General features: G+C 64.8%; 16 protein-coding genes. 9 read left to right on the plus strand and 7 right to left on the minus strand.

Features of this window, described 5'->3' with window-relative positions:
- Together bcaP and GJ698_RS01500 are read right to left on the minus strand one after the other, a co-directional pair.
- On the minus strand, positions 1-1,392 hold the full coding sequence (bcaP, locus tag GJ698_RS01495) for a branched-chain amino acid transporter BcaP (RefSeq protein WP_154355809.1): 1,392 nt from the start codon (positions 1,390-1,392) through the stop codon (positions 1-3).
- 144 nt (positions 1,393-1,536) lie between these two features.
- Positions 1,537-2,634, minus strand: coding sequence for a sugar diacid recognition domain-containing protein (locus GJ698_RS01500; protein ID WP_154355810.1), 1,098 nt, complete (start codon positions 2,632-2,634; stop codon positions 1,537-1,539).
- A gap of 129 nt (positions 2,635-2,763) precedes the next feature.
- Here GJ698_RS01500 and GJ698_RS01505 point away from each other — a divergent pair, with 129 nt between their 5' ends.
- Positions 2,764-4,089, plus strand: a complete 1,326-nt coding sequence (locus tag GJ698_RS01505) for an MFS transporter (protein ID WP_154355811.1) — start codon at positions 2,764-2,766, stop codon at positions 4,087-4,089.
- 9 nt (positions 4,090-4,098) lie between these two features.
- Positions 4,099-5,244: a glycerate kinase gene (locus GJ698_RS01510; protein ID WP_154355812.1), complete on the plus strand. Its 1,146-nt coding sequence runs from the start codon at positions 4,099-4,101 to the stop codon at positions 5,242-5,244.
- Here the strand turns inward: GJ698_RS01510 and GJ698_RS01515 are convergent.
- The 4 genes from GJ698_RS01515 to GJ698_RS01530 all read right to left on the minus strand — a co-directional run bounded on the left by GJ698_RS01515 (position 5,215) and on the right by GJ698_RS01530 (position 12,020).
- Entirely contained in the window at positions 5,215-6,162 is a 948-nt protein-coding gene (locus GJ698_RS01515) for a diguanylate cyclase (protein WP_154355813.1), read from the minus strand. The genes GJ698_RS01510 and GJ698_RS01515 overlap by 30 nt on opposite strands.
- Positions 6,159-9,212: a hybrid sensor histidine kinase/response regulator gene (locus GJ698_RS01520; protein ID WP_154355814.1), complete on the minus strand. Its 3,054-nt coding sequence runs from the start codon at positions 9,210-9,212 to the stop codon at positions 6,159-6,161. The genes GJ698_RS01515 and GJ698_RS01520 overlap by 4 nt, the downstream gene beginning before the upstream one ends.
- A 4-nt stretch (positions 9,213-9,216) precedes the next feature.
- Positions 9,217-11,436 carry a TonB-dependent receptor gene (locus GJ698_RS01525; RefSeq protein ID WP_154355815.1) on the minus strand — a complete coding sequence of 740 codons (2,220 nt, stop codon included), beginning with the start codon at positions 11,434-11,436 and terminating at the stop codon, positions 9,217-9,219.
- 83 nt (positions 11,437-11,519) lie between these two features.
- Positions 11,520-12,020 (minus strand): TspO/MBR family protein, encoded by a 501-nt coding sequence (locus GJ698_RS01530; RefSeq protein ID WP_154355816.1) that lies wholly within the window; start codon positions 12,018-12,020, stop codon positions 11,520-11,522.
- A 123-nt stretch (positions 12,021-12,143) separates the two neighbouring features.
- Between GJ698_RS01530 and GJ698_RS01535 the strand changes: the two genes are divergently transcribed.
- From GJ698_RS01535 to GJ698_RS01545, 3 genes are all read left to right on the plus strand, one after another.
- Positions 12,144-12,362, plus strand: coding sequence for a hypothetical protein (locus GJ698_RS01535; protein ID WP_154355817.1), 219 nt, complete (start codon positions 12,144-12,146; stop codon positions 12,360-12,362).
- Positions 12,363-12,467: 105 nt separating this feature from the next.
- Entirely contained in the window at positions 12,468-13,163 is a 696-nt protein-coding gene (locus GJ698_RS01540) for an SDR family oxidoreductase (RefSeq protein WP_371865097.1), read from the plus strand.
- Positions 13,160-14,158, plus strand: a complete 999-nt coding sequence (locus GJ698_RS01545; protein ID WP_154355818.1) for a polysaccharide deacetylase family protein — start codon at positions 13,160-13,162, stop codon at positions 14,156-14,158. The genes GJ698_RS01540 and GJ698_RS01545 overlap by 4 nt, the downstream gene beginning before the upstream one ends.
- On the opposite strand, the gene GJ698_RS01550 is transcribed toward GJ698_RS01545, so the two are convergent.
- The gene (locus tag GJ698_RS01550) at positions 14,159-15,490 is read right to left on the minus strand and encodes an amino acid permease (RefSeq protein WP_154355819.1); all 1,332 of its coding nucleotides are present in this window, start codon (positions 15,488-15,490) and stop codon (positions 14,159-14,161) included. It lies immediately after the preceding gene.
- Between the two features lie 118 nt (positions 15,491-15,608).
- Here GJ698_RS01550 and GJ698_RS01555 point away from each other — a divergent pair, with 118 nt between their 5' ends.
- The 4 genes from GJ698_RS01555 (at position 15,609) to GJ698_RS01570 (ending at position 23,284) form a co-directional block, all read left to right on the plus strand.
- On the plus strand, positions 15,609-16,829 hold the full coding sequence (locus tag GJ698_RS01555; RefSeq protein ID WP_154355820.1) for a cyanophycinase: 1,221 nt from the start codon (positions 15,609-15,611) through the stop codon (positions 16,827-16,829).
- 79 nt (positions 16,830-16,908) lie between these two features.
- Positions 16,909-17,808, plus strand: a complete 900-nt coding sequence (locus GJ698_RS01560; protein ID WP_229259785.1) for a MurR/RpiR family transcriptional regulator — start codon at positions 16,909-16,911, stop codon at positions 17,806-17,808.
- Positions 17,809-17,904: 96 nt separating this feature from the next.
- Positions 17,905-20,229 (plus strand): GH92 family glycosyl hydrolase, encoded by a 2,325-nt coding sequence (locus GJ698_RS01565; RefSeq protein ID WP_154355821.1) that lies wholly within the window; start codon positions 17,905-17,907, stop codon positions 20,227-20,229.
- 109 nt (positions 20,230-20,338) lie between these two features.
- Positions 20,339-23,284, plus strand: a complete 2,946-nt coding sequence (locus GJ698_RS01570) for a sensor histidine kinase (RefSeq protein WP_166454775.1) — start codon at positions 20,339-20,341, stop codon at positions 23,282-23,284.
- Position 23,285 lies beyond the last annotated feature (1 nt).

The raw sequence follows: 23,285 nt of genomic DNA on the forward strand, positions 1-23,285 counted from the left end.
TTACTGGTTGAGCAGCGAGTGCTTGCGGGCGTAGCCGAAGTAGATCGCCAGGCCGATCACCAGCCAGATGCCGAAGGCAACCCAGGTGACCCAGCTCAGGTAGCACATCAGCGTGACGCAGAAGATCACCGCCAGCGCTGGCACCACCGGCACGCCTGGGCAGCGGAAGGCGCGTTTCAGGTCAGGGCGTTTCTTGCGCAGGATGACGACGGCGATCGACACCAGCGAGAAGGCGGCCAGCGTACCGATGTTGACCAGCTCACTCAACACGTTCAGCGGCACCACGGCGGCCATCAGGCCGAATACGATGCCGACGATCCAGGTGGCCAGGAACGGGGTCTGGAAACGCGGGTGCACCGTCGACAGGCGTTTCGGCAGCAGGCCGTCGCGCGACATGGCGAAGATGATGCGGGTCTGGCCGTAGGCCATCACCAGGATCACGGTGGTCATGCCCAGGATCGCGCCCAGGTCGACGAAGCCGGCGAACCAGTTTTCACCGGCCCGTTGCAGCGCCAGCGTGACCGGGTGGTCGATGCCGAGGAATTCCTTGTACGGCACGATGCCGGTCATGATGGCCGAGACAATCACGTACAGCACGGTGCAGCCGGCCAGCGAACCGATGATGCCGATCGGCAGATCACGTTCCGGACGTTTGACTTCTTCCGCCGCCGAGGTCACGGCGTCGAAGCCGATGAAGGCGAAGAACACCAGCGCCGAGGCGCCCAGCATGCCGTTGACGCCGTATGGCATGAACGGGTGCCAGTTGGCCGGCGTGACGTGACGCGCGCCGACGAAGATAAACAGCAGCACCACGCTGATCTTGATGACCACCATGACGTTGTTGACGCGCGCCGATTCGCGCACGCCGATGCTCAGCATCGCCGTCAGCAGCAGCATGATGCACAGCGCCGGCAGGTTGATCAGCGTATGCACGCCGGGCAGGGCGCCGGGAGCCGCTGTCAGTTCCACCGGCAGGTGGATGCCGAAGCCGGAGATCAGCGACTGGAAGTAGCCCGACCAGCCGACCGACACGGCCGACGTGGCCAGGCCGTATTCCAGCAGCAGGTCCCAGCCGATCATCCACGCGGCCAGTTCGCCCAGCGTGGCATAGGAGTAGGTGTAGATGGAGCCGGCCACCGGAACGGTGGAAGCAAATTCCGCGTAGCACAGCGCGGCGAAACCGCAGGCGATGGCCGCCACCACGAACGACAAGGTCAGCGCCGGACCGGCGGTGACAGCGCCCGTACCGGTCAGCACGAAGATGCCTGTGCCGACGATGGCGCCGATGCCCATCAAGATCAGGTCGAAAGGACCCAGTACCTTCGCCAGGCCGCCGGGCTTGCCGGCATTGGCGATCATCTCATCCAGATTCTTCGTTCTAAAAATACTCAAAATAGCTCCAGTGCTTTTTGTGTTTTATCGTGTGTCCCGTGGCGTGCCTTGTGGGCTGCTTTTTGGGCAAGCGGGAATAATACAGCAAGTTTTACGCATTTCCGAGCCTGTTGTTTTATGTGTATAAGATGGCTTCATTCAGTTTCATTGACTGGACAAGAGCACGGAAATGTAGAGCAGAAAACGGTCCTCCAGCCGGGCCAGATCGAGGCCAGTGATATCGCCGATGCGGCGCAGGCGGTAGTCCAGCGTGTTGCGGTGGATGTGCAGCGCTTCGGCGGTGGCGGCCGGGTGGCCGTCGTGGGCGAACCAGGCTTCCAGTGTGCGCTGCAGCATATCCTTGTTCTTGCCGAGCTTTTCGATCGGCGCGCGCAGCTGCGCCGACTGCCATCCGGTGTTCAGGCCGGAGAGCAGTACAGGCAGCGCGTGGTCGTAGTAACTGTGCAGGCGGCGTTGCGGATGGCGGCTGCGGCCGATGCGGGCGGCGGTCTTGGCGCTCTGGTAGGAAGTGGCGACGCCGTCGATGCCCTGCAGCGCGATGCCCATGGTGAGCGTGTGCGGCTGCGGGCAGACTTCGCGCAGGATGGCGGCCAGCGCGTGCAGCCGCCGGTCATGGCCGACGGCGTCGGGAAAATCAAGGATAGCCAGTTCCTGCGGGCCTGCGGCCGCGGTCAGCGCCGACGGCACGCGCGTCTGCAGCCGCAGTTGCAGCGCCTGCAGGTCGGCGTCTTCGACCTCCAGCAGATAGACGGCGTGGGTGCGTTCGAAGTGGACGCCGAGGCGGTGCGCCCAGGCGCCCAGGTCCGCCGTGCTGGCGTGTTCGCCGTTGATCAGGTGGAGGACGAAGGCTTCGCGGTAGCGCGAATCGCGCTGCAGTTCGCCCGTCAATTGCGCCTGTTCGAGGATCATTTCGGCGGTCAGGCGTACCAGCTCGCCGAACTGGCGGACGTCGTCCGGTGCGCCGCTCAGGCCTACCGCGCCGCACAATTGTCCGTGCACCGTCAGCGGCAAATTGATGCCCGGCTGGGCGCCGTGCAGGTTTCTGGCGCTGGCGTCGTCGATTTCCACCGTCAGTTTCTTGGCCAGCGCCAGCAGCGCGCCCGCATGCAGTTCGCCGATGCGGGCCGGATTGCCGCTGGCGATGATGCTGCCGTTGGCGTCCATGACGTTGACGTTATAGGGGATGATGCGCATGGTGCGGGTAACGATATCCTGCGCCAGCTCCGTGCTGAGTATGTCCATGGCGCCTATTTTAGTGCATTCGCCCAAGAATTGAACGGCGGATGCGGCCAGATTCGGGCGTTGGTCCAATGCTTTTTTGTGATCGATTCCAGATAATCGCGGTATCATTAAAATAGATCGGAGACCTGCATGAGCAATTCCAACACCTCGGCCCAAGTGTGGCCGGCGGCGTCCGTCCTGGACGGCGCCTATAAAAAAGCCAGCTGGCATCTGATTCCGTTCATTTTCGTCTGTTACCTGTTCAATTACCTGGACCGCGTCAACGTCGGCTTCGCGAAGCTGGAAATGCTGGACGCGCTCAAATTGAGCAATACTGTTTACGGCCTGGGCGCCGGCATCTTCTTCATCGGCTATGTGCTGAGCGGCGTGCCGAGTAACCTGATCCTGCATAAAATCGGCGCACGGCGCTGGATCTCGGTGATGATGATCGCGTGGGGCGGCCTGTCCGCCTGCATGCTGTTCGTGCATTCGCCCACCTCGTTCTATGTGCTGCGCTTCTTCACCGGCGTGGCGGAGGCGGGCTTCTTCCCCGGCATGGTTCTGTACTTCACCCACTGGTTCCCGACCCAGAAGCGCGGCCAGGTAATGGCGCTGTTCATGTCGGCGATTCCGATTTCGGGCCTGATCGGCGGTCCGCTGTCCGGCTGGATGCTGTCGCACTTCTCCTCCGGCCAGGGCGGCATGGCCGGCTGGCAGTGGCTGTTCCTGCTGCAGGGCGTGCCGACCGTGCTGCTGGGCGTCGGCGTTTACCTGTACCTGAACGACGGCATCACCCAGGCCAAGTGGCTCAGCGCCGAAGAGAAATCCGCCATGCAGGCCGCGCTGGCCAGCGATGAGCAGCAGCGCGCCGCCACCAGCAGCGTGGGCCAGACCTTTGGCGCGGTGCTCGGCAACGGCAGCGTATGGATGCTGGGCGTGATCTACTTCTGCATCCAGATGGGCGTGTATGCGATTAACTTCTGGCTGCCGTCGATCATCAAGTCGCTGGGATTCGAGAGCGCGGTCACGGTGGGTTGGCTGAGCGCCATTCCCTACCTGATGGCCGCCGTGTTCATGGTGTGGAGCGGCCGTTCCGCCGACAAGCACCGCGAACGCCGCTTGCACGTGTCACTGCCGATGGTCATGGGCCTGATTGGCCTGCTGATGGCGGCCAACTTCTCCAGCAATGCGCTGATCGTCATGATCGGCTTGAGCATGGCGACCATGGGCGCGCTGGCGGCGCTGGCGCAGTTCTGGTCCCTGCCGGCGGCCTTCCTCGGCAGCGCCGCGGCGGCCGGCGGCCTGGCGCTGATTAATTCGCTGGGCCAGATCGCCGGTTTCGTCAGCCCGTTCCTGGTCGGCTGGATCAAGGACGCGACCAACAGCACCGATTCGGCGCTGTATATTCTGTCGAGCGTGCTGCTGATCGGCGCGATACTGGTGCTGCGCATTCCGGCAAAACTGGTCAACCGCTAAGAGTTTTACATGAAAATAGTGATAGCACCGGATTCGTTCAAGGAGAGCCTGACGGCGATGGCCGTGGCCAACGAGATTGAGGCCGGTTTCCGCGAGATATTCCCCGACGCCGAATACCGCAAGCTGCCGGTGGCCGACGGCGGCGAAGGCACGGTGCAGGCGATGATCGACGCCAGCGGCGGCAAGCTGGTGGCCTTGCAGGTCACCGGGCCGCTGGGCCAGCCGGTATCGGCGTTCTATGGCTTGATGGGCGACGGCCAGACGGCGGTGATCGAAATGGCCGCCGCCAGTGGCCTGGAACTGGTGCTGCCGTCGCAGCGCAACCCGCTGCGCACCACCAGCTTCGGCACCGGCCAGCTGATATTGAACGCGCTGAACGCCGGCGCGCGCCGCTTCGTATTGGGCATCGGTGGCAGCGCCACCAACGACGGCGGCGCCGGCATGCTGCAGGCGCTGGGCGGCCGGCTGGTCGACGCCTGCGGCGCGGATCTGGCGCCGGGCGGCGGCGCGCTGAATATGCTGGACCACATCGACCTGTCCGGCCTTGATGCGCGCATCAAGGAATGCGTGTTCGACGTCGCCTGCGATGTCAGCAACCCGCTGGTGGGGCCGCAGGGCGCCTCCGCCATCTTCGGCCCGCAAAAGGGCGCGACGCTGGAAATGGTGGCGCGGCTGGACGACAACCTGCGTCATTATGCGGCAGTGATCGCGCGCGACCTGGGCCAGGACGTGGCCAACGTGCCGGGCGCCGGCGCCGGCGGCGGCATCGGCGCGGCCATGCTGGTGTTCCTGGGCGGCAGCCTGCGTCCGGGCAGCGAGATCGTCACCGACGCGGTGGGCCTGGATGCGGCGGTGGCCGATGCGGACCTGGTCATCACCGGCGAAGGCCGCATCGACGGCCAGACCATCCACGGCAAGACGCCGGTGGGCGTGGCGCGCGTGGCGCAGCGCTACGGCAAGCCGGTGATCGCGATCGCCGGCGGCCTGGGAAGCGGCGCGGCGGCGGTGCATGAACACGGCATCAACGCGGTATTCGGCTCCGTCAGCCGTCCGTGCACGGTGGAGGAGGCCATGGCCGCCGCCGCCGCCAACGTGCGCAGCGCGGCGCGCAATATCGCCGAGACTTTACGAGTGGGCGCCAGCCTGCGTCTGTAATTCGGGCGCGGCCGCGCGCCACAGCACGCGGTTGCGGCCTTCCTTCTTTGCCTGGTAGAGCAGGGTGTCGGCGGCGGCAAACAGTTCGCTGCAGGACTCCTTGCCGGCGCCGCTCAACGTGGCGCCGCCGGCGCTTACCGTCAGCATCGGCGCAACCGACGAGGCTTCGTGCTGGATCTGCAAAGCCGCGATCGCGCAGCAGATGGCGCTGACCACCTGCTGCGCCTGCGCCGCTTCGGTATCCGGCATCAGCAGCACCACTTCCTCGCCGCCGTAGCGCGCCGCCAGATCGGCCGGACGGCGCAAGCCGGCAGAAACGGCGCGGGCCACGGCGCGCAAGGCGCGGTCGCCGGCCGGATGGCCGTAATGGTCGTTGTACTGCTTGAAGGAGTCGATATCCAGCAGCGCCAGCGACAGCGGCCGGCCGTTGCGGCGGCTGCGCTGCCATTCGGTTTCATACACTTCATCGAAGCGGCGCCGGTTCGCCAGCTCGGTCAGGCCATCGACGTGGGCCAGGTGCTCCAGCATGCGGCGCTGGCGCACCATCTGCAGCTGCATGGCCACGCGCGCCATCACCACGGTCTCGTTGAAGGGCTTGGCGATGTAGTCGGCGGCGCCCATCTTCAGGCCGATCGCTTCATCCTCCGGCCGGCCCAGGCCGGAAATGAAAATCACCGCGATGTTGGCGGTCTGCTCGTCGGCGCGCAGGCTGCGCAGCACCTGGTAGCCGTCCATGTCCGGCATCATCACGTCCAGCAGGATCAGGTCCGGCAGATGGCGCGTGGCGCGTTCCAGCGCCTGTTCGCCATTCTTCGCCAGCAGCACGGTATATTCCGGCTTGAGCAGTTCCGCCAATACCTGGCGATTGACAGTGTCGTCGTCGGCCACGAGTACCTTTTGTGTCCCCACCAGGTTCATGAGCTTTCTTTCAGTTCGTTTTGCAGCGTATGCGCCAGCGCGTCCAGCGGCGCCAGTGCTGCGTGATATTCGATGTCATCCACCGCGCGCCGGATGGCCGCCAGATGGTGCGTATGGCGTATGACCTCCGGCAGTGCGGCCAGTTCCCTCAATATGTCTTCCGCGCGGGCGTCGTCGCCGCGCAGGCAGGCTTCCAGCCGCGCGATCAGCTGCGCCGTGTCGCCGTCGCGGTGGCGCGGCGATGGCTCGCCCATTTGCAGCAGGCCGGCCAGCACCGCGTCCAGCCCATCCGCCAACTCGTCCGCCAGCACGGCGACGCCGTCGCCGCGCCCACTGCGCAAGGCCTGCTCCAGCGCCTGCGCCTGCGCGGCCAGATGGAAGGCGCCGATGTAGGCCGCGGTCGACTTCAGGTTGTGCGCGATCTCGTGCAGCACCTGGTGCTGGCCGCCGGCCGCCGCGGCGCGCACCGCTTGCGCGGCCGCGCGGTATTCGCTGACGAAGCCGTGCAGGCGCCTGTCGAGCCGCTCGCGCTCGCGGTCCACGCTTTCCAGCGCAAGCTGCCAGTCTACGCCGGGAATGATCGGTAGCGGCGCACCGGTGGCTGCGCCCGCGGGCGCGGCGGGGACGGCGCGCTGGATGGCGGCGGCGCGGACGTTGCGGGCGGCCAGTTTTTCGGCCGGCATCCATTTGATCAGGGTGCGGAACAGCTGCTCCGGCACGATGGGCTTGGTGACGTGGTCGTTCATGCCGGCGGCGAGGCTCTTGTCACGGTCGCCGGCCATGGCATAGGCGGTCATGGCGACGATGGGCAGGTGCTGGTGGCGCGGCATGGCGCGGATGCGGCGGGTGGCCTCCAGGCCGTCCATTTCGCGCATCTGCACGTCCATCAGCACCAGGTCGTAGTCGGTCTGCTCCACCATGCGCACCGCTTCGGCGCCATGTTCGGCAATGTCGATGCGGAGCTTGGCGGCCGCCAGGAAGTCCAGCGCCACTTCGCGGTTGTTGGCGTTGTCCTCCACCAGCAGGATGCGGGCGCCGGCAAGCGCGGACAGGTCGCGCAGCGCCAGGCCGGCGTGGCTGTGCCGCTGCGCGGGCGCGGGCTGTTGCGGCGCCAGCGGCCAGCCGACCGGCGCGGCTGCGGCGTCGGCGATGCCGAGGCGGACGACGAAGCTGAACTGGCTGCCGACGCCGGGCGTGCTGCTGACCTGGATGTCGCCGCCCATCAGCTCCACCAGCTGGCGCGAGATGCTCAGACCGAGGCCGGTGCCGCCGTATTGGCGCGAGGTGGTGACGCCGGCCTGGTTGAACGACTGGAACAGCCCCGCCACCTGCGACGGCCGCATGCCGATGCCGGTATCCTTGACCGAGAAGCGCAGCACCACGGTGTCCTCGGCCCGGTCCAGCAGTTCGACGCCGACCCTGATTTCGCCGCGTTCGGTGAACTTGACCGCGTTGCTGGTCAGGTTGATCAGCACCTGGCTGAGTCGCAGCGGATCGCCGACCAGGCAGGGCGGCACGCCGTCGTCGACGCGCATCTTGAATTCCACGCGCGCGGCGTCGGACTTGATGACGGTCAGGCTGGCCAGGTGGTCCAGCATCTGCTGCAATGCGAACGGGGCGGACTCCAGCCCCAGCTTGCCGGCTTCAATCTTGGAAAAGTCGAGGATGTCGTTGATGACCGCCAGCAGGTGCTCGCCGGCGCCGAGGATCTTGCCGAGGTAGTTCTGCAGCTTGGCGTTCGGCTCGGTCATCAGCGCCAGCCGGCTCATGCCGATGATGGCGTTCATCGGCGTGCGGATCTCGTGGCTCATGTGGGCCAGGAATTCGGACTTGGTGCGCGTGGCTTCTTCGGCGCGAAGCATGGCGCTCTGCATGGCCTTGGTGCGCAGGCCGAGGATGCGGGTGAACACCAGCATGTCGAACATATTCCCGAACTGCAGCGAGTGCATGGTCCAGAAATTCGCCGCCACCTTGCCGCCGATGACCTGGCTCAGTATGGCCGACGCGGCAAAGCTGACGCCCCAGCCGACCAGGAAGTAGATGCCGACCGGGTCGCCGCGCCGCGCACGGAAGTAGGCGCCCGGCAGGCCTAGCAGCATCGGCATCACGCCCAGCGTGCTGACGATGATCACCAGCGTCTCCACGCTCATGATGTCGGTGATGTAGGCGAGGGCGCTGAGCAGGCACAGCGCGGCGCCGCCTTTCATCAGGCGGCTGAAGATGCGGTCCATGCCCTGCCGGGCCAGCGCCTGTTCGACGAACAGGTAGGCGCCGCAGGCCGCCATCAAGGCAAACAGGCCGCCGGAGTGGAGGTTCATCCAGACGTTGTCTTTCCACAGGTACTGGTTCCCCAGCCCGAAGAATTCGATCGAGAACAGCGTGGTTCCGGCCACCAGCAGTGCGAACTTGCCGTACAGCGGCTCGCGCAGCGTGATCCATTGCGCAATGCCGTACAACAGCAGGCACAGACTCAGGCCGGTCAGTACGCCTTGCAGCATCTGCTCGCCGAGCGCGTCGCCGTGGAAGATGCCGGGACGCGACAGCGAGATGGGCAGGATCATGGTACCGATGTTCTCGACGCGCAGCAGCAGTACCTGTTCCGCTCCCGGCGTCAAATGCAGCACGACGGCGGGCACGCGGCTGCGCGGTGCGCCGGGCGGCTCCGGTTGCAGGTTGCCGATGACCTGGTGGCCGGTGATGCGGCCTTCGCTGGCCACGTAGACGTCGACGCGGTTGAGCACCGCGTAATCGATGCTGAGCACCCATTCGCTGTCGATGCCGGCGGGGGCCGATACCGGAATGCGCAGCCAGATCACGTCTTTTTGCACGCCCAGCGTGGCGTAGGCCGAATCCGGCGTGGCATAGCGTGGTTCGGCCGCCAGCGCCTGCGCCGCTGTCAGCTTGCCGCCAGCATCCGCCATCACCTTGACGAAGGGCCAGGCATCCAGCTGGCTATGCTGCCCGTCCAGCACCAGCGGCGCGCCGGCCGCGCTGCCGCCCAGCGTCAGGGCAAAGATCAGGAACAGGTAGCGGGCCAGGGAGTTCAGCATGGGCTCAGAAGCGGTAGTCGACCCGCACGTCCACCGTGCGTGGATCGCTTGGTACGGTCATGCCGAAACTGTCGATGGCAAGCGGGCGGACTTTGTTTTCGATGTTTTTCACGCGCGCCAGCACGCTCCACTGCGCCTTGCGCGGCCGGTAGTGCAATGTGGCGTCGCTTTCGGTATAGGCGGGAATCCGGTATTGCAGCAGCTGCGTCGGCACGGCGATGATGGAGGAGGCGCTCCTGCGGGAACGGAGGCCGGCCGCCAGCTCGCCATCCGGCAGCGCGAAGCTGTGCTCATAGCCCAGCGTCAGCGTATGCGCGGGCGAGCGGTCCAGCTTGTTGCCGGCCCAGTCATGCACGCTGTCGGGACTATAGCGGACGTAATGCGCATCCAGCAGCGCCGCCGCGTAGCTGACGCGGTCCTGCGGCGACAGCGCGAGCTGGCCTTCCGCCTCCAGCCCCTTGACGCTGGCCTCGCCCGCATTGGCGGTGACGAAACGCGGCGCACCGGCGACGATGGCGACGCCGGACAGCTGCAGGTTGCGGTAGTCGTAATGGAAGGCCGACAGATTCAGGCTGGCGCGGTTGTCCCAGAAGCGCGTCTTGACGCCGCCTTCGTAGGAGCGCACGGTTTCCGGCTGGTAGATCAGGGTGTTCGAAGGCACCGCCAGCGCGGTCGGGCAGCCCAGGCCCAGTTGCACCGTGCCGGCCAGACAGCCGTCGTTAAAGCCGCCGGCCTTGTAGCCGGTGGCGACGGCGGCGTACAGCAGCGTGGCCGGCGCCAGGTCGTAATCGGCGCCCAGCCGCCACGTGGTCTGGTGCGTGCCCATGCTGGCGGCGTTCAGCAGCGCGAAGTCGGTGGCCGGATTGAATACCGCGCCCTGCTGGAAATTGGTGGAGCCGACGCGCGACTTGCGGTCGTCGGTGTAGCGCGCGCCGGCGGTGGCGCGCAGCTTGTCGCCCAGTCGATACGTGGCCTGGCCGAACAGCGCTTTGCTGGTGGCGATGGTCGGGCCGTGCGGGAAGACGTAATACGGCGGCAGGCCAAGCGGCTGAAGATCGCGGAAGACATAGGTCTGCGACGATTGTTCGCGGAAGTAGTACAGGCCTGCCTGCGCGCTGAGCGGGCCGTCGCCATTGGTGGCGAGGCGCAGCTCGTGCGAATTCTGCGTATATTCGCCGCTGAAGTTCTGGCGCACGCCCAGCGCCAGCGTCGGCGCCACGCGGTAGTAGAAATTGGCCAGCGCATCGTGGTCGTAGCTGCGGTGCGAACCGGTGTAGTTCAGCGTCGCCGGCCCCAGATCCCAGGTCAGGTCGGCGCTGATGCCGGAGGTGGTCTTGTGGGCATAGCCTTGTTCCGGCGCCGCGTTCGGCGGCACGAAGCCGTTGGTCAGTTGCGCGCCGGCGCCGCTGCCATACCAGGCCGGCTTGCCGGCGGCGACACCGGTGTAGAAATTGGTGTCGGGGACGAAGCTGTCGTTGTTGTCGTCCACCCGGCTGTGGTCATAGCGCAGCAGCAGCGTGGCGTCGCGGTTGATTTTCAGTTTCGCGGACAGGCGCGCCGACAGGTCGTCGCGGTCCTTGCCCAGCGTGTGCGTGGTGTGCTGGCCGTTGGTCAGGTAGCTGTCGTGCTGGTTCCAGGCCACGGCGGCGCGCAGCGACAGCATGGCGCTGACCGGCACATTCAGCATGGCGCTGATCTTGCGGCTGTTGTAGTTGCCGATTTCCGTGGCCAGCCACGCTTCAAACCTGTTGACCGGCGCCTTGGAGATGACATTGACCACGCCAGCCGTGCTGTTACGGCCGTACAGGGTGCCCTGCGGGCCGCGCAGCATTTCCACGCGTTCGAGGTCGTAGAAGCTGAGATTCTGGATTTGCGGACGGGCGATGTAGATCCCGTCCAGCAGGAAGGCGGCCGAGGGATCGCCTTTTTCCGTGGTGTCCGCGTTGGAGACGCCGCGGATGGTGATGCGCAGGCCGTCGGCCAGGTTGTCCAGCTCCACATTCGGCAGGCGGGCGCCGATGCCGGACGGGTTGTCGATGCCGGCTTCGGTCAACTGGTCCGCCGACAGGGCGCTCATGGCCACCGGCGTTTTCGATTCCAGCGCCGGCGCGCGCTGGGCGGTGACGCTGACTTCCGGGATTTGCGCGCGCGCCGTCGCCGCCAACATCATCGACAGGGACAGGATCAACAATTTTGGCGCGGCAGGCCCTTGTACATTCGTCATTGCTATTGCGTTGGAGATACAAAGCCTGAGAGTGTAGCAGGTTGGCTTGTCATATTGTAGTCACTAATGCAACTATATTTATTTTAGAGCACGATTAAATTGCGTTGCCAGATGCTGTAGCAGAGACAGGTGGCGAAACTGACCCAGGCAATGTAGGGTATCAACAACAGTCCAGCCCAGCGGTCGCGCCGGCCGAAGGCGACGATGGTGGCGGCGATCAGCAGCCATAGCAGCACAATCTCGACGAAGGCCAAGGCGCCCCGGTGCCAGGCAAAGAACAGCCAGGTCCACAGGGCGTTGGCGGCCAGCTGCACCATGTACAGCGTGAATTCGGGACGGGCGCCGCCCGGGGCGCTGGCGCGCTGCGCGCGCCAGGCGGCGATCGCCATCAGCAGATACAGGACGCTCCACGCGGGGCCGAACAGCCAGGCCGGCGGCGCCCAGGCCGGACGGTCCAGCTGCTGGTAAAAATCCGCCGCCTGCGCCGACGCATAGGCGCCGACGGCGGCGAACGCAAACGTCAGGACCAGCCAGCCGGCCAGCGCGGGGAGCTGCAACGGCCGGTGTTGCGCGATAGTGGACATGACGTATCCTCCAGAACAGGTTTGCGGACATGGTGGCGGCAGTGCGCCGCAGCTTCTGTGCGCGCGCCAACCGATGAGCGATTTACCTGCCATACTGTTGGCACCCAACAGAAGGAGATTGCCATGCCGTTTTACAAAGTCTGGTACAAGGATCAGGAAGAGCCACTGGAGTTTTCGACCGCCGGCCGCTATAGCGAAGAACAGATCGTCGAGCACCTTTTCGCCCACGAGCGGATCGCGGCGGCAGCGCCGGGATCGACCCTGAAGGAACGTATCGCCGGCAGCGGCCTGGCGCCGGTGCGCTATACCGAGGACGAGAGCGAGATCAGCACCATCGCCTGAACGCCATCTTCAAGCTGGCGTTGAAGGTCATTCAAGGGCCGGACCAATTATCGGCACGCTGAAGGACGCGCAGAATGGATGCACTACTTTTAACGGGAGTGCATCGTGAAGAATCAGCTTGTGGTGGTAATTGGAGGCTTGTCCGGCATCGGACAGGCAGTGGCGGAGCAGGCCGCAGCGGCCGGCGCACGCGTGATCGCGGCTGGCCGCCGCCAGGCGCCGGCCGGGCTGTCGCCGCAGATTCAGGCAGCGCAGCTGGATCTGACCGATGACGCGGCCGTCCGCCGCTTCTTCGAGCAGATCGGCGCCTTCGATCACCTGGTGGTGACATCCGGTCCGGTGATCGCATCCAGCCGTCTGGCGGACCTGGCGCCGGAAGCCGCGATGGCGGCCTTCAACGTCAAGGTGTTCGGCCAGATGCGCGCCGTCAAGCACGCGGCGCGTTATCTGAAGGCGGGCGGCTCGGTCACCCTGACTTCCGGCCTGCTGGCGCGTAAAGCCGTACCGGGCGCATTGGTGAAAGCGGCCATGAACGCCGCCGTCGAATCCATGGGCAAGACGCTGGCCAGGGAACTGGCGCCATTGCGCGTCAACGTGGTCAGCCCCGGCATGGTGGAAACCGGCATGTGGGGCGAGATGAGCGACGCCGAACGCGGTGCGATGGCGCAGCGCGCCGGCGCCGGCCTGCCGGTGGGACGCGTCGGCCAGCCGGACGATCTGGCGCAAGCCTATCTGATGCTGATGCAGAACGGCTTCATGACCGGCGCCGTGGTGGACGTGGACGGCGGAGGCCTGTTATGAGCGCCGATCTGACGCAGCGCCGGCGTTTCCTGGCGCAGGCTGCCACCGGTGCGGTGGCTGGTGCGGCGGTCCTGGCGGCCGGCGCCACCGGTGCGGCCGATGCCCTGGCCGGTGCGCAGGCGCAGACTGCCACGGCGCCCGGCGCCTTCTGGCCGGACGGCGCGCGGATGGTGATTTCCATCTCGATGCAGTTCGAAGCCGGCGGCCAGCCGCCGAAAGGCGCCGATTCGCCTTTCCCCAAGGTCGACTTCCCGGCCAGCATAAAATCCGATCCGGTGGCGAATACCTGGTTTGCCTATGGCTACCGCGAAGGCGTGCCGCGCATGCTGGACTTGTGGGACAAGCATGGCGTCAAGGTCACCTCGCACATGATCGGCGAGGCGGCGCAGCGCCATCCTGAGCTGGCGCGCGAGATCGTGAAGCGCGGCCATGAAGCGTCCGGCCACGGCCCGCGCTGGAGCTCCCAGTACGCGATGAACCGCAACGACGAACGCGCCTTCCTGATCGCCGGCCGCGACATGGTGCAGCAGGCCACCGGCGAACGCACGGTGGGTTACAACTGCAACTGGCTGCGGCGCGGGCCGAACACGCTGTCGCTGCTGCAGGAACTGGGCTTCGCCTACCACATCGATGACGTCAGCCGCGACGAACCGTTCATCGAGCAGGTGAACGGCAAGGACTTCGTGGTGGTGCCCTACACGCTGCGCAATAACGACATCGTGCTGATCGAAGGCCGCAACTATTCGCCGCAGCAGTTCCTCGACCAGATCAAGGGCGAGTTCGACCAGCTGTACGAGGAGGCGGGCAAGCGCCGCCGCATGATGTCGATCAGCGCCCATGACCGCATCAGCGGCACGCCGCAAATGGTGCGGGTGTGGGACGAATTCCTCACCTACGCCCGCAGCAAGGCCGGTGTGGCCTTCATGCGCAAGGACGACATCGCCCGCTACGCGCTGGCCAGTCCGCTGACCTTGCGCGAGCAGGAAACCATCTGATCAGCCCTGGCGGCGCAGCTTGTAGCCGATGGCCAGCGCCGCCAGCCAGGCTGGAATCAGATAGACGGACAGTTGCAGGTCCGGCGTCACATACATCACCACCAGGATCGCGGCCAGGAAGGCCAGGCACAGGTAATTGGTGAACGGGTAGCCCAGGCTGCGGAACTGCGTCGGCTGGCCGGCGGCCTTTTTCTGCGCGCGGAAACGCAGGTGTATCCAGCTGATCAAGCCCCAGTTGATGATCAGCGCCGACACCACGAGCCCCATCAGGAAGCCGAAGGCCTTGGCCGGCATGAAGTAGTTGACCGCCACGCACACGCCGGTGGCCAGCGCCGACACGCCGAGCGCCGTCAGCGGCACGCCGCGCGCGCTGACCTTGAGCAGCGCCTGCGGCGCGTTGCCCTGTTTGGCCAGACCGTACAGCATGCGGGTGTTGGCGTAGACGCCGCTGTTATACACCGACAGCGCCGCCGTCAGCACCACCACGTTCAGCACATGGGCCACCGCGTTGCTGTTCAGGGCGTGGAAGATCAGCACGAACGGGCTGCCGCCGCTGACCACTTTCTGCCATGGGTACAGCGACAACAGGATCGCCAGCGCGCCGATGTAGAAGATCAGGATGCGGTAGATGGCCTGGTTGGTGGCCTTGGGAATGGTGTGCGATGGATTGTCCGCTTCGGCGGCGGTGATGCCGATCAGTTCCAGCCCGCCGAAGGAGAACATGATGACCGCCATGGCCATCACCAGGCCGCCGATCCCGTTGGGGAAGAAGCCGCCGTGCTGCCACAGGTTGGCCACCGTGGCCTGCGGACCAGCGTCGCCGGAGACCAGCAGGTAGGCGCCGAAGCCGATCATGCCGACAATCGCCATCACCTTGATGATGGCGAACCAGAATTCCATCTCGCCGAAGGCCTTCACGTTGAACAGGCTGATGGCGTTGATGATGACGAAGAAGCCCAGCGCCGACACCCAGGTCGGCAGTTCCGGCCACCAGTATTGAACGTAGATGCCGACCGCGGACAGTTCGGCCATGCTGACCAGGACATACAGCACCCAGTAGTTCCAGCCCGCCATGAAGCCGGCCCAGTGGCCGCAGTATTTGTCGGCGAAGTAGCTGAAGGAGCCGGCCACCGGCTCGTCGACCACCATTTCACCCAGCTGGCGCATGATGAAGAAGGCGATCAGCCCGGCCACGCCATAGCCCAGCAATACGGACGGACCGGCCATCTGGATGGTCTGCGCGATGCCGAGGAACAGGCCGGTGCCGATGGCGCCGCCCAGCGCGATCAACTGAATATGCCGGCTTTTCAGGCCGCGCTTAAGTTCACTCATCTGCTTTCCTGTGCGAAATTAAAAGTTGATTCTCGCACAACCCGGCTCTCCTGGACGTAATTCGCGTTTGAGCACGACAGATTATAATTGCGAGGAATATCAAGACGAGGAAGATCGTATGACGAGTTTTGTGAAAGCGCTGCGCCTGGTGTGCGTATCGTTGCTGGCGCTGTGCGTGCAGGTTTCCCATGCCGCCGACGCGCCGCCCAAGGGCAATCTGCTGATCGCCGGCGGCGCGGTGCGCAGCGACAACGGCGAGGTCTGGACCCGCCTGGTGGAACTGGCGGGCGGCAAGGGCGCGCGCATCGCGGTGATGCCCAGTGCCGCCGGCAATCCGCTGCGCTCCGGCACCAACCTGGTCGCCACGCTGAACAAATACGGCGCCTCGGCCTTCGCGGTGCCGGTGGGCGTGCGCTTCAAGGACCGTGACTATACTAAAGACGCCGAAGATCCGGCGCTGGCCAAGGCCATCCGCGAGGCGGGCGGCGTCTACTTCGCCGGCGGCGACCAGGGCCTGATCACCAAGGCGCTGGTGCGTCCGGACGGCAGCCGCACCGCCGTGCTGCAGGCGATCTGGGATGTCTATCAAAACGGTGGCGTGATCGGCGGCAGCAGCGCCGGCGCCGCCATCATGAGCGCCACCATGTATTACGAAGCCAGGACCGTGCTCGGCACCCTGAGCGTGGGCGTCAACGACGGCCAGGAGCTGGCGCCGGGCCTGGGCTTCGTCGGCAAGGACCTGTTCGTCGACCAGCACCTGCTGGCGCGCGGCCGCTTCGCGCGCATGCTGCCGGCGATGCTGAAAAAGGGCTACAAGCAGGGCCTGGGCATCGATGAAAACACGGCAGTCATCATCAACGGCAAGCGCGAGGTGGAGGTGATCGGCTACCAGGGCGCGCTGCTGCTGGATCTGGCGCAGGCCACCACCAACGGCAGCGAGAAGGATTTCAACCTGTCGAACGCCCGCATCAGCTACCTGGATCGCGGCGACCGCTACAACCTGCTGACGCGAGAATACACGCCGTCGGCCGATAAAAAGGACGGCAAGCTCGATCCGGCCAATCCCTACCTGGACGAGCAGGTGTATTCGGCCGATATGCTGGGCCATAACACCGTGCTGGTGATGATGGAAAAGCTGATCAACAACTCGCGCAATGAAGCGATCGGCATCGCCACGGCGGCGCCGGGCGATCCGCGCCAGGACCTGGGCTTCGAGTTCAAGCTGACCAGGGAGGCCGGCAGCATCGGCTACGAATCGGCCACGTCGGACGCCTACACCATCCTGAATCTGCGCATGGACGTGCGTCCGCTGAAGATCACGCAGCCCTGGTATCGGTAATTCTCTTACGGGTAACTACTAAGTTCACAGCGGTGGGAAATGTACGTATGCTTGCGTTTTCTAAAAATACGAGACATGCATGACATCAGGTGATTCGGTTTCGGCCGACATGGCGTTCGTCCAATCGGCGCTGGGACGCGTTTTGGCCGGGGTGCTGGCCGAAGGTTCCGCCTCCCATCGCAGCATCGCGGACTACCTGATGCGCAATCCCATGCGCGGCACCGCGCTCAAGATCGAGGAGATGGCCGAAGGCTGTCAGGTCTCCACCGCCACCATCAGCCGCTTCGCCCGCGACATCGGCTTCGCCAGCTATGGCGCCATGCGCAGCGCGCTGGCCGAAACGCTGCATTCGGCCATGCAGCCGGTCGAAAAACTCCGCTCCTCCATCGCCCGCCGCAACGGCGCGTTGTCGCCCGGCGAGGCCAGCATGGAATATGCGCGCGCCAACCTGGCCACCACCCACGGTGGCCTGACGCAGCAGGCGCTGGACGATGTGGCGCGCAAGATCAGCGGCGCGCGCACCGTGTACGTGCTGGGACTGGGCATGTCGTCCTGCTTCGCCTCGATGCTGGCGCTGCATCTGCAGCCGTTTTGCCAGCACGTGGTGGAGATGGCAGGGCCGGGCGGCACCGAGATCGCCGCCGGCCATCTGGTGCATATCGGCCGCGACGACGTGCTGGTGGCGTTCTCCTTTCCGCGCTACGGCGCGGACGGCATGCGCCTGGCCCAGTTTGCGCGCAGCCACAAGGCGGTGGTGGTGGCGATTACCGACGTGCCGTCGGCGCCGATGGTGGCGCTGTCAGACCACGTGCTGTACGCCAGCGCCGCCCACGGCGTGCTGCCCAGCAGCGGCGTGGCCACGGTGGCGGTGATCGAGGCGCTGGTGGTGTCGCTGATGGTGTCCAACAAGGCCAACGTCAAAAAGGCGGCGCGGCTCAGCGAGGCGGTCGCCGGATACCTGGTCGGCCCGGGTGTTTAGCTGATTTACTAAACATTTGCCCCTTGTGTGGTCTATCGATTGACCGCCGGGTGGGCAAGCGCTATAAAGTCGGATCGTCTTTAGAGCGGATGCTGAATGAACACGACCAAACTCCTTCTTCCTGCCGGCGCCCTGGCGCTGGTTCTTGCCCTTCCAGCGGTTTCCTTTGCCCAGACCACGCCAGCGGCGGCGGTCGATGTCTTCATCGGCACCGGCGGCGACGGCCATACCTTCCCCGGCGCCACCCGGCCATTCGGCATGATCCAGCTGAGTCCCGACACCCAGGTGCGGCCGTTCCGCCAGAGCTACCCGTGGGCGGCCGGCTATCGCTACGAGGACGACAGCATCCTCGGCTTCTCGCACACGCACTTCTCCGGCGCCGGCCACTCCGACCTGGGCGACGTGCTGCTGATGCCATACAGCGCCGAGACCAAATGGGAGCCGGGTTATCCGGAGCGGCCGTTCAGCGGCTACCGTTCGCGCTTCAGCCACAAGGACGAGCAGGCGTCACCGGGCTATTACGCCGTCAAGCTGCTGGATAACGACGTCGATGTCGAACTGACCGCCAGCGAGCGCGTTGGCCTTCACCGCTACCGTTACCAGAAGGGCGCGGAAGCCAAGGTGATGCTCGACCTGCGCAACAGCATCTACGATTACGCCGGCAAGAATCTGTGGTCGCGCATCCGCGTACGCGGCGACAACATGATCACCGGCATGCGCGAAACGCGCGGCTGGGCGCCGGGCCGCCAGCTGTACTTCGCGATCCAGTTCTCGCATCCGTTGGTGTCGCGCGACATCCGCAACTTCGAGCGCGACGTCGAATACAAGGGCTTTGCCGGTCCGGGCAAGGGCACCGGCGACAAGGCCGTGACCGAGGGCAAAGCCCTGGCGGCCGCGCTGGATTTCGGCGTGCCGGCCGACGGTCAGCTTGAAGTGAAAGTGGCGATTTCCGCCGTCAGCGAAGACGGCGCCGTCGCCAACCTGAACGAGATGAAGGGCTGGGACTTCGACGCCGAACGCGCCAAGGCCACCGCCGCCTGGAACGAGGCGCTGGGTACGGTCAGCATCGAGGCCGAGCCGGATACCCGCAAGATGGTGTACACCGCGCTGTACCACGCCATGCTGGCGCCTAGCCTGTTCATGGACAGCGACGGCCAGTATCGCGGTCCGGACAACGCCGTGCACCAGGCCAAGGGCTTCCGCTTCCATTCCACCTTCTCGCTGTGGGACACCTACCGCGCGCTGCATCCGCTGATGACCATCCTGCAGCCGGAGCGCGACGTCGACTTCGTGCGCTCGCTGATCGAGTCGCAGAAGGTCAGCCCTTACGGCATCCTGCCTGTATGGCAGTTCGCCGGCCAGGAGACCTGGTGCATGATCGGCTACCACGCGGTGCCGGTGATCGCCGACGCCTACATGAAAGGCCTGAAAGGCTTTGACGCGGAAGAGGCGCTGAAAGCCATGACCAGCAGCGCCGAATACGGTCCGTACGGCGGCCTGCAGTACTACATGAAATACGGTTACGTGCCGATCGACCTGGAGCCGGAAGCGGCGTCCAAGACCGTGGAATATGCGTTCGACGACTGGACCATCGCCCGCATGGCCGAGAAGATGGGCAAGAAGGACATCGCCGAGAAATACTACAAGCGCGCGCAGAACTACCGTAACTCCTTCGACGTGAAAACCGGCTTCCTGCGGGCCCGCAAGTCCGACGGCCAGTTCCGCGAGCCGTTCAATCCGGTGCAGTCCAACTTCGGCAGCGACTACACCGAAGGCAGCGCGTGGCAGTATTCGTGGTATATGCCGCACGATAACGCTGGCCTGATCAAGATGCTGGGCGGTGACGCCGGTCTGCAGAACAAGATCGACATGGAGTTCGACGCCAAAGTGGACGATACCGTGTACTCGCACATGGAGGATATCTCCGGCCTGATCGGCCACTACGCGCACGGCAACGAGCCGTCGCACCACGTGGCTTACCTGTACAACTACGCCGGCGCGCCATGGAAGACGCAGCAGCGCCTGACGCAGGTGGTGGCCTCGCAGTACAACACCACGCCGCAAGGCCTGTCGGGCAACGACGACCTGGGTCAGATGTCGGCCTGGCTGGCGTTCACCGCGTTCGGCTTCTATCCGGTGGCGCCAGGCAGCAACGAGTACGTGATCGGCCGTCCGTTCCTGGACAAGGCGGTGTTGAATCTGCCGGGCGGCAAGCACTTCACGGTGCGCGCGATTGGCCTGAGCAAGGAAAACACCTACGTCGCCAGCGTCACGCTGAACGGCAAGCCGCTGGCGCAGAGCTTCATCCGTCACGATCAGATCACGGCGGGCGGCGAGTTGGTATTCACCATGTCCAGCACACCGAACAAGGAGTGGGGTGCGGCGAAAAACGTCCGGCCTTACACCCAGACCGCGTACTGATCTTCTTTCCTGCTGTATGAAACGGGCTGCTTAGGCAGCCCGTTTTTACTTTAGAATAAGCCCTTCCTTGCCAACCGGGCTTTACCTTATGTTCTGTCGCAGATTCTTCATGGCGGTTTGCCTGGTCGCTGTGCTGGCGTGCAATCCTGCGTTGGCGCTGAACCCATCGATACGCCTGGGGGATCTCAACCACACCTCCTGGAGCGAAAAAGACGGCGTGCCCGCTGATATCAACGGCATGGCGCAGACCCGCGATGGTTGGCTCTGGCTTGCAACCACCGACGGACTGTATCGCTTTGACGGCGTACGCTTCGAGCGGTTTCCTCTGCCGCATAGCCGGGTGTACAACCTGCACGCGCTCGGCAACGGCGATTTATTGATCAGCTATCGCTTGGGCGGCATGTCCTCGCTGCATCCCGACGGCACGGTCACGGAACTGCTGGCGCCGGACACCAACAACATCGAGTATGTCGCCTCGATGGGCATGGACCACGAGGGCGCCATCTGGGCGGCGGGCGGCGCGGGACTGTATCGTTACGCAAATGGGAAGTGGGAAGTCATGGCCGATGGCCAGGAATGGAACGGCCGCACCTACAGCGTGCTGGTCGATCAGTATGGCCGGGTATGGGCATCGAACGATCATGCGCTGTATCTGTACGATCGCAGTATCGGCAAGCTTCAACGGATCGAAGGCAAGGATTTGCATGGCAGCCTGATCCAGTCTCCCGACGGCCGCGTCTGGGTTGGCGGCCTCGACTCGGTACGTCCGGTGCCGGCCCCACCCATGAGTCAGCAACTGCCGCGCGCGCCCGACGCCAACCAGGCCGAGTCGCGCTGGGCCGGCCAGTTCGACCGGGATGGCAATCTGTGGGCGCTCAAGTGTCCTTATGGCATATGTCGCGTCACCGGCGCCGGCAATTTGAGCAGCGCGTCTATCGTGCCTTCCTCGCAGGCGCGGGAGAAACTGGATCAGCATTGGCAACTGAGCGCCTTGTCGATCAATGTGCTGCTGGAGGACAGGGAAGGGAACATCTGGGTGTCCACCCAATCGGGACTGGATCGCTTCCGCGAAAACAAGCTGATACCGGCACGGATACCCGGCCCGAACGGCATCTACAGCGTGGCCAACGGTAGCGATGGCGTCCTGTGGGTGGTCGAGACGACGAACGGCGCCATTTGGCGCATTGGCGCCGACGGCATACCGGCGCCGCTCCGGTATCGCACCGCCAGCCTGGTGGCCAACGACCGGGATGGCGCGATTCTGCTGGCGGGAAAGCGGGACATCGAACGCATCTATAAAGGTCAATCCAGCAAAATCGCGCTGCCGCCGTCGGCCGGCAAGGAAATGACCGATCTGGATGTGCTGGGCCTGCTCGATGACGGGCGAGTGCTGTGGATGTTCTCGGTGAAGACCGGGCTGATGGGATTATTGGATGGTCGCTGGATACCGTATACCCAGTTCAATCTGCCGAAGCGGATCTTCATGATGGCGCCAGGTGGCCGCGGGCAGATGTGGCTGAGTAACAATGATGGCAAGCTCAGGTTCTACGACAATGACAAGCTGACGGAGTACGACATCGGCATGATCGGTGTTGAGTCCGGCATTTTCCCCGGTCCGCAACTCATCGTCGCCGGCGAACACGGCTTGGCGATGTTGAAGGGACAGAAATTCGTCGCCCTCGCACCGCAGAATTCGGATGCGCTGCGAAATGTGACCGGGATGGCGACCACGCCGGACGGTGACCGCTGGCTAAACGGCAGCAAAGGCGTGGTGCATATCCGCCGCGACGATTGGGAGGCATCCATCCGTCAACCGGCGACGCCGCTGGTCTACGAAGTTATCAACGTGCTGGAAGGCTACCCAGGCCGTGCGGCCATCGACAACAAGCGGCAGACCGTACACGATCTGGGCAACGGATTGCTGTGGTTCCGCGCGACGGGCGGCTTGGTGCGGTTGGATACAACGACGTTGCGGCCGAATACCGTCAAGCCGGCGATACAGCTGCTCACTGTCAATGTGGGCAGCGAGAGCTATCCCGCTCGCCGTCTGCTCGAGTTGCCGCCAGATTCCCGCAGCTTCAATATTCAATACACTGCACCAGGCTTGCGCAAGCCGGAAGGCATGCGCTTTCAGTACCGGTTCGACGGCGTTGACGCGAGCTGGCAGGATGCGGGGACTCGCCGGGCGGCTTACTACACCAACGTCGGGCCGGGCCGCTACACCTTTAACGTTCGCGCGGTCAACGAGGACGGTATTGCCAGCGACGCCGTCGCCAGCATGCAGATCGACGTGGCGCCGACCATCACCCAAACGCGTTGGTTCCAGGTGCTGTGCGCGTTGGCCGCCTTGCTGGCTATCTATGGCCTGTATCAGCTCCGGCTGAAAGCGGCGACCCGCAAAATCGCTCATCAGTTGCAAGTGCGGACCGATGAACGGGAGCGTATCGCGCGCACGCTCCACGACACCTTCCTGCAAAGTGTGCAGGCGCTGACCTTGCGCGTGTTTTCCGTGCTGACGAAAATGCCGGAAGGTAGCGAACAACGCGTCAAGCTTGAAGCCATTCTTGATGACGCCGACCGCACGCTGGTGGAAGGTCGGGACCAGGTGCATCAGCTCAGGACCGGCCACGACGTCGAACAGAGCCTGAGCAGCATGGGCGAGTCGCTGGCGCTGACGCACACCGGTGTTTCGTTCGAGTTTCATGTCGAGGGAACGCGCCGCCCGTTGCTGCCGCTGGTGCAGGAAGAGTTGACCCAGATTGGACACGAGGCGTTGCGTAACGCGTTCCAGCACGCGCGGGCCAGCGTGATCAAGCTGGAGATTGAGTACGGCGCCACCGCATACGTGGTGCGTATCAGCGATAACGGGCGCGGTCTGGATGAGGCGGAAGTGCAAAGCCGCCTCAAGGAGAAGCACTGGGGCATGGCGGGGATGCGCGAACGCGCCCAGCGGGTGGGCGGCGTTTTTGCGATTCATAGTTCAGTCAACCAGGGCGCCACGGTTGAAATCCGGACGCCGGCCGCGTTGGCTTACGGCAGTCGCGCCAAGGCCTGAT

Origin of the sequence: Duganella aquatilis, assembly GCF_009674565.1 — a bacterium.
GTDB classification, from domain to species: Bacteria; Pseudomonadota; Gammaproteobacteria; order Burkholderiales; family Burkholderiaceae_D; genus Rugamonas; species Rugamonas aquatilis.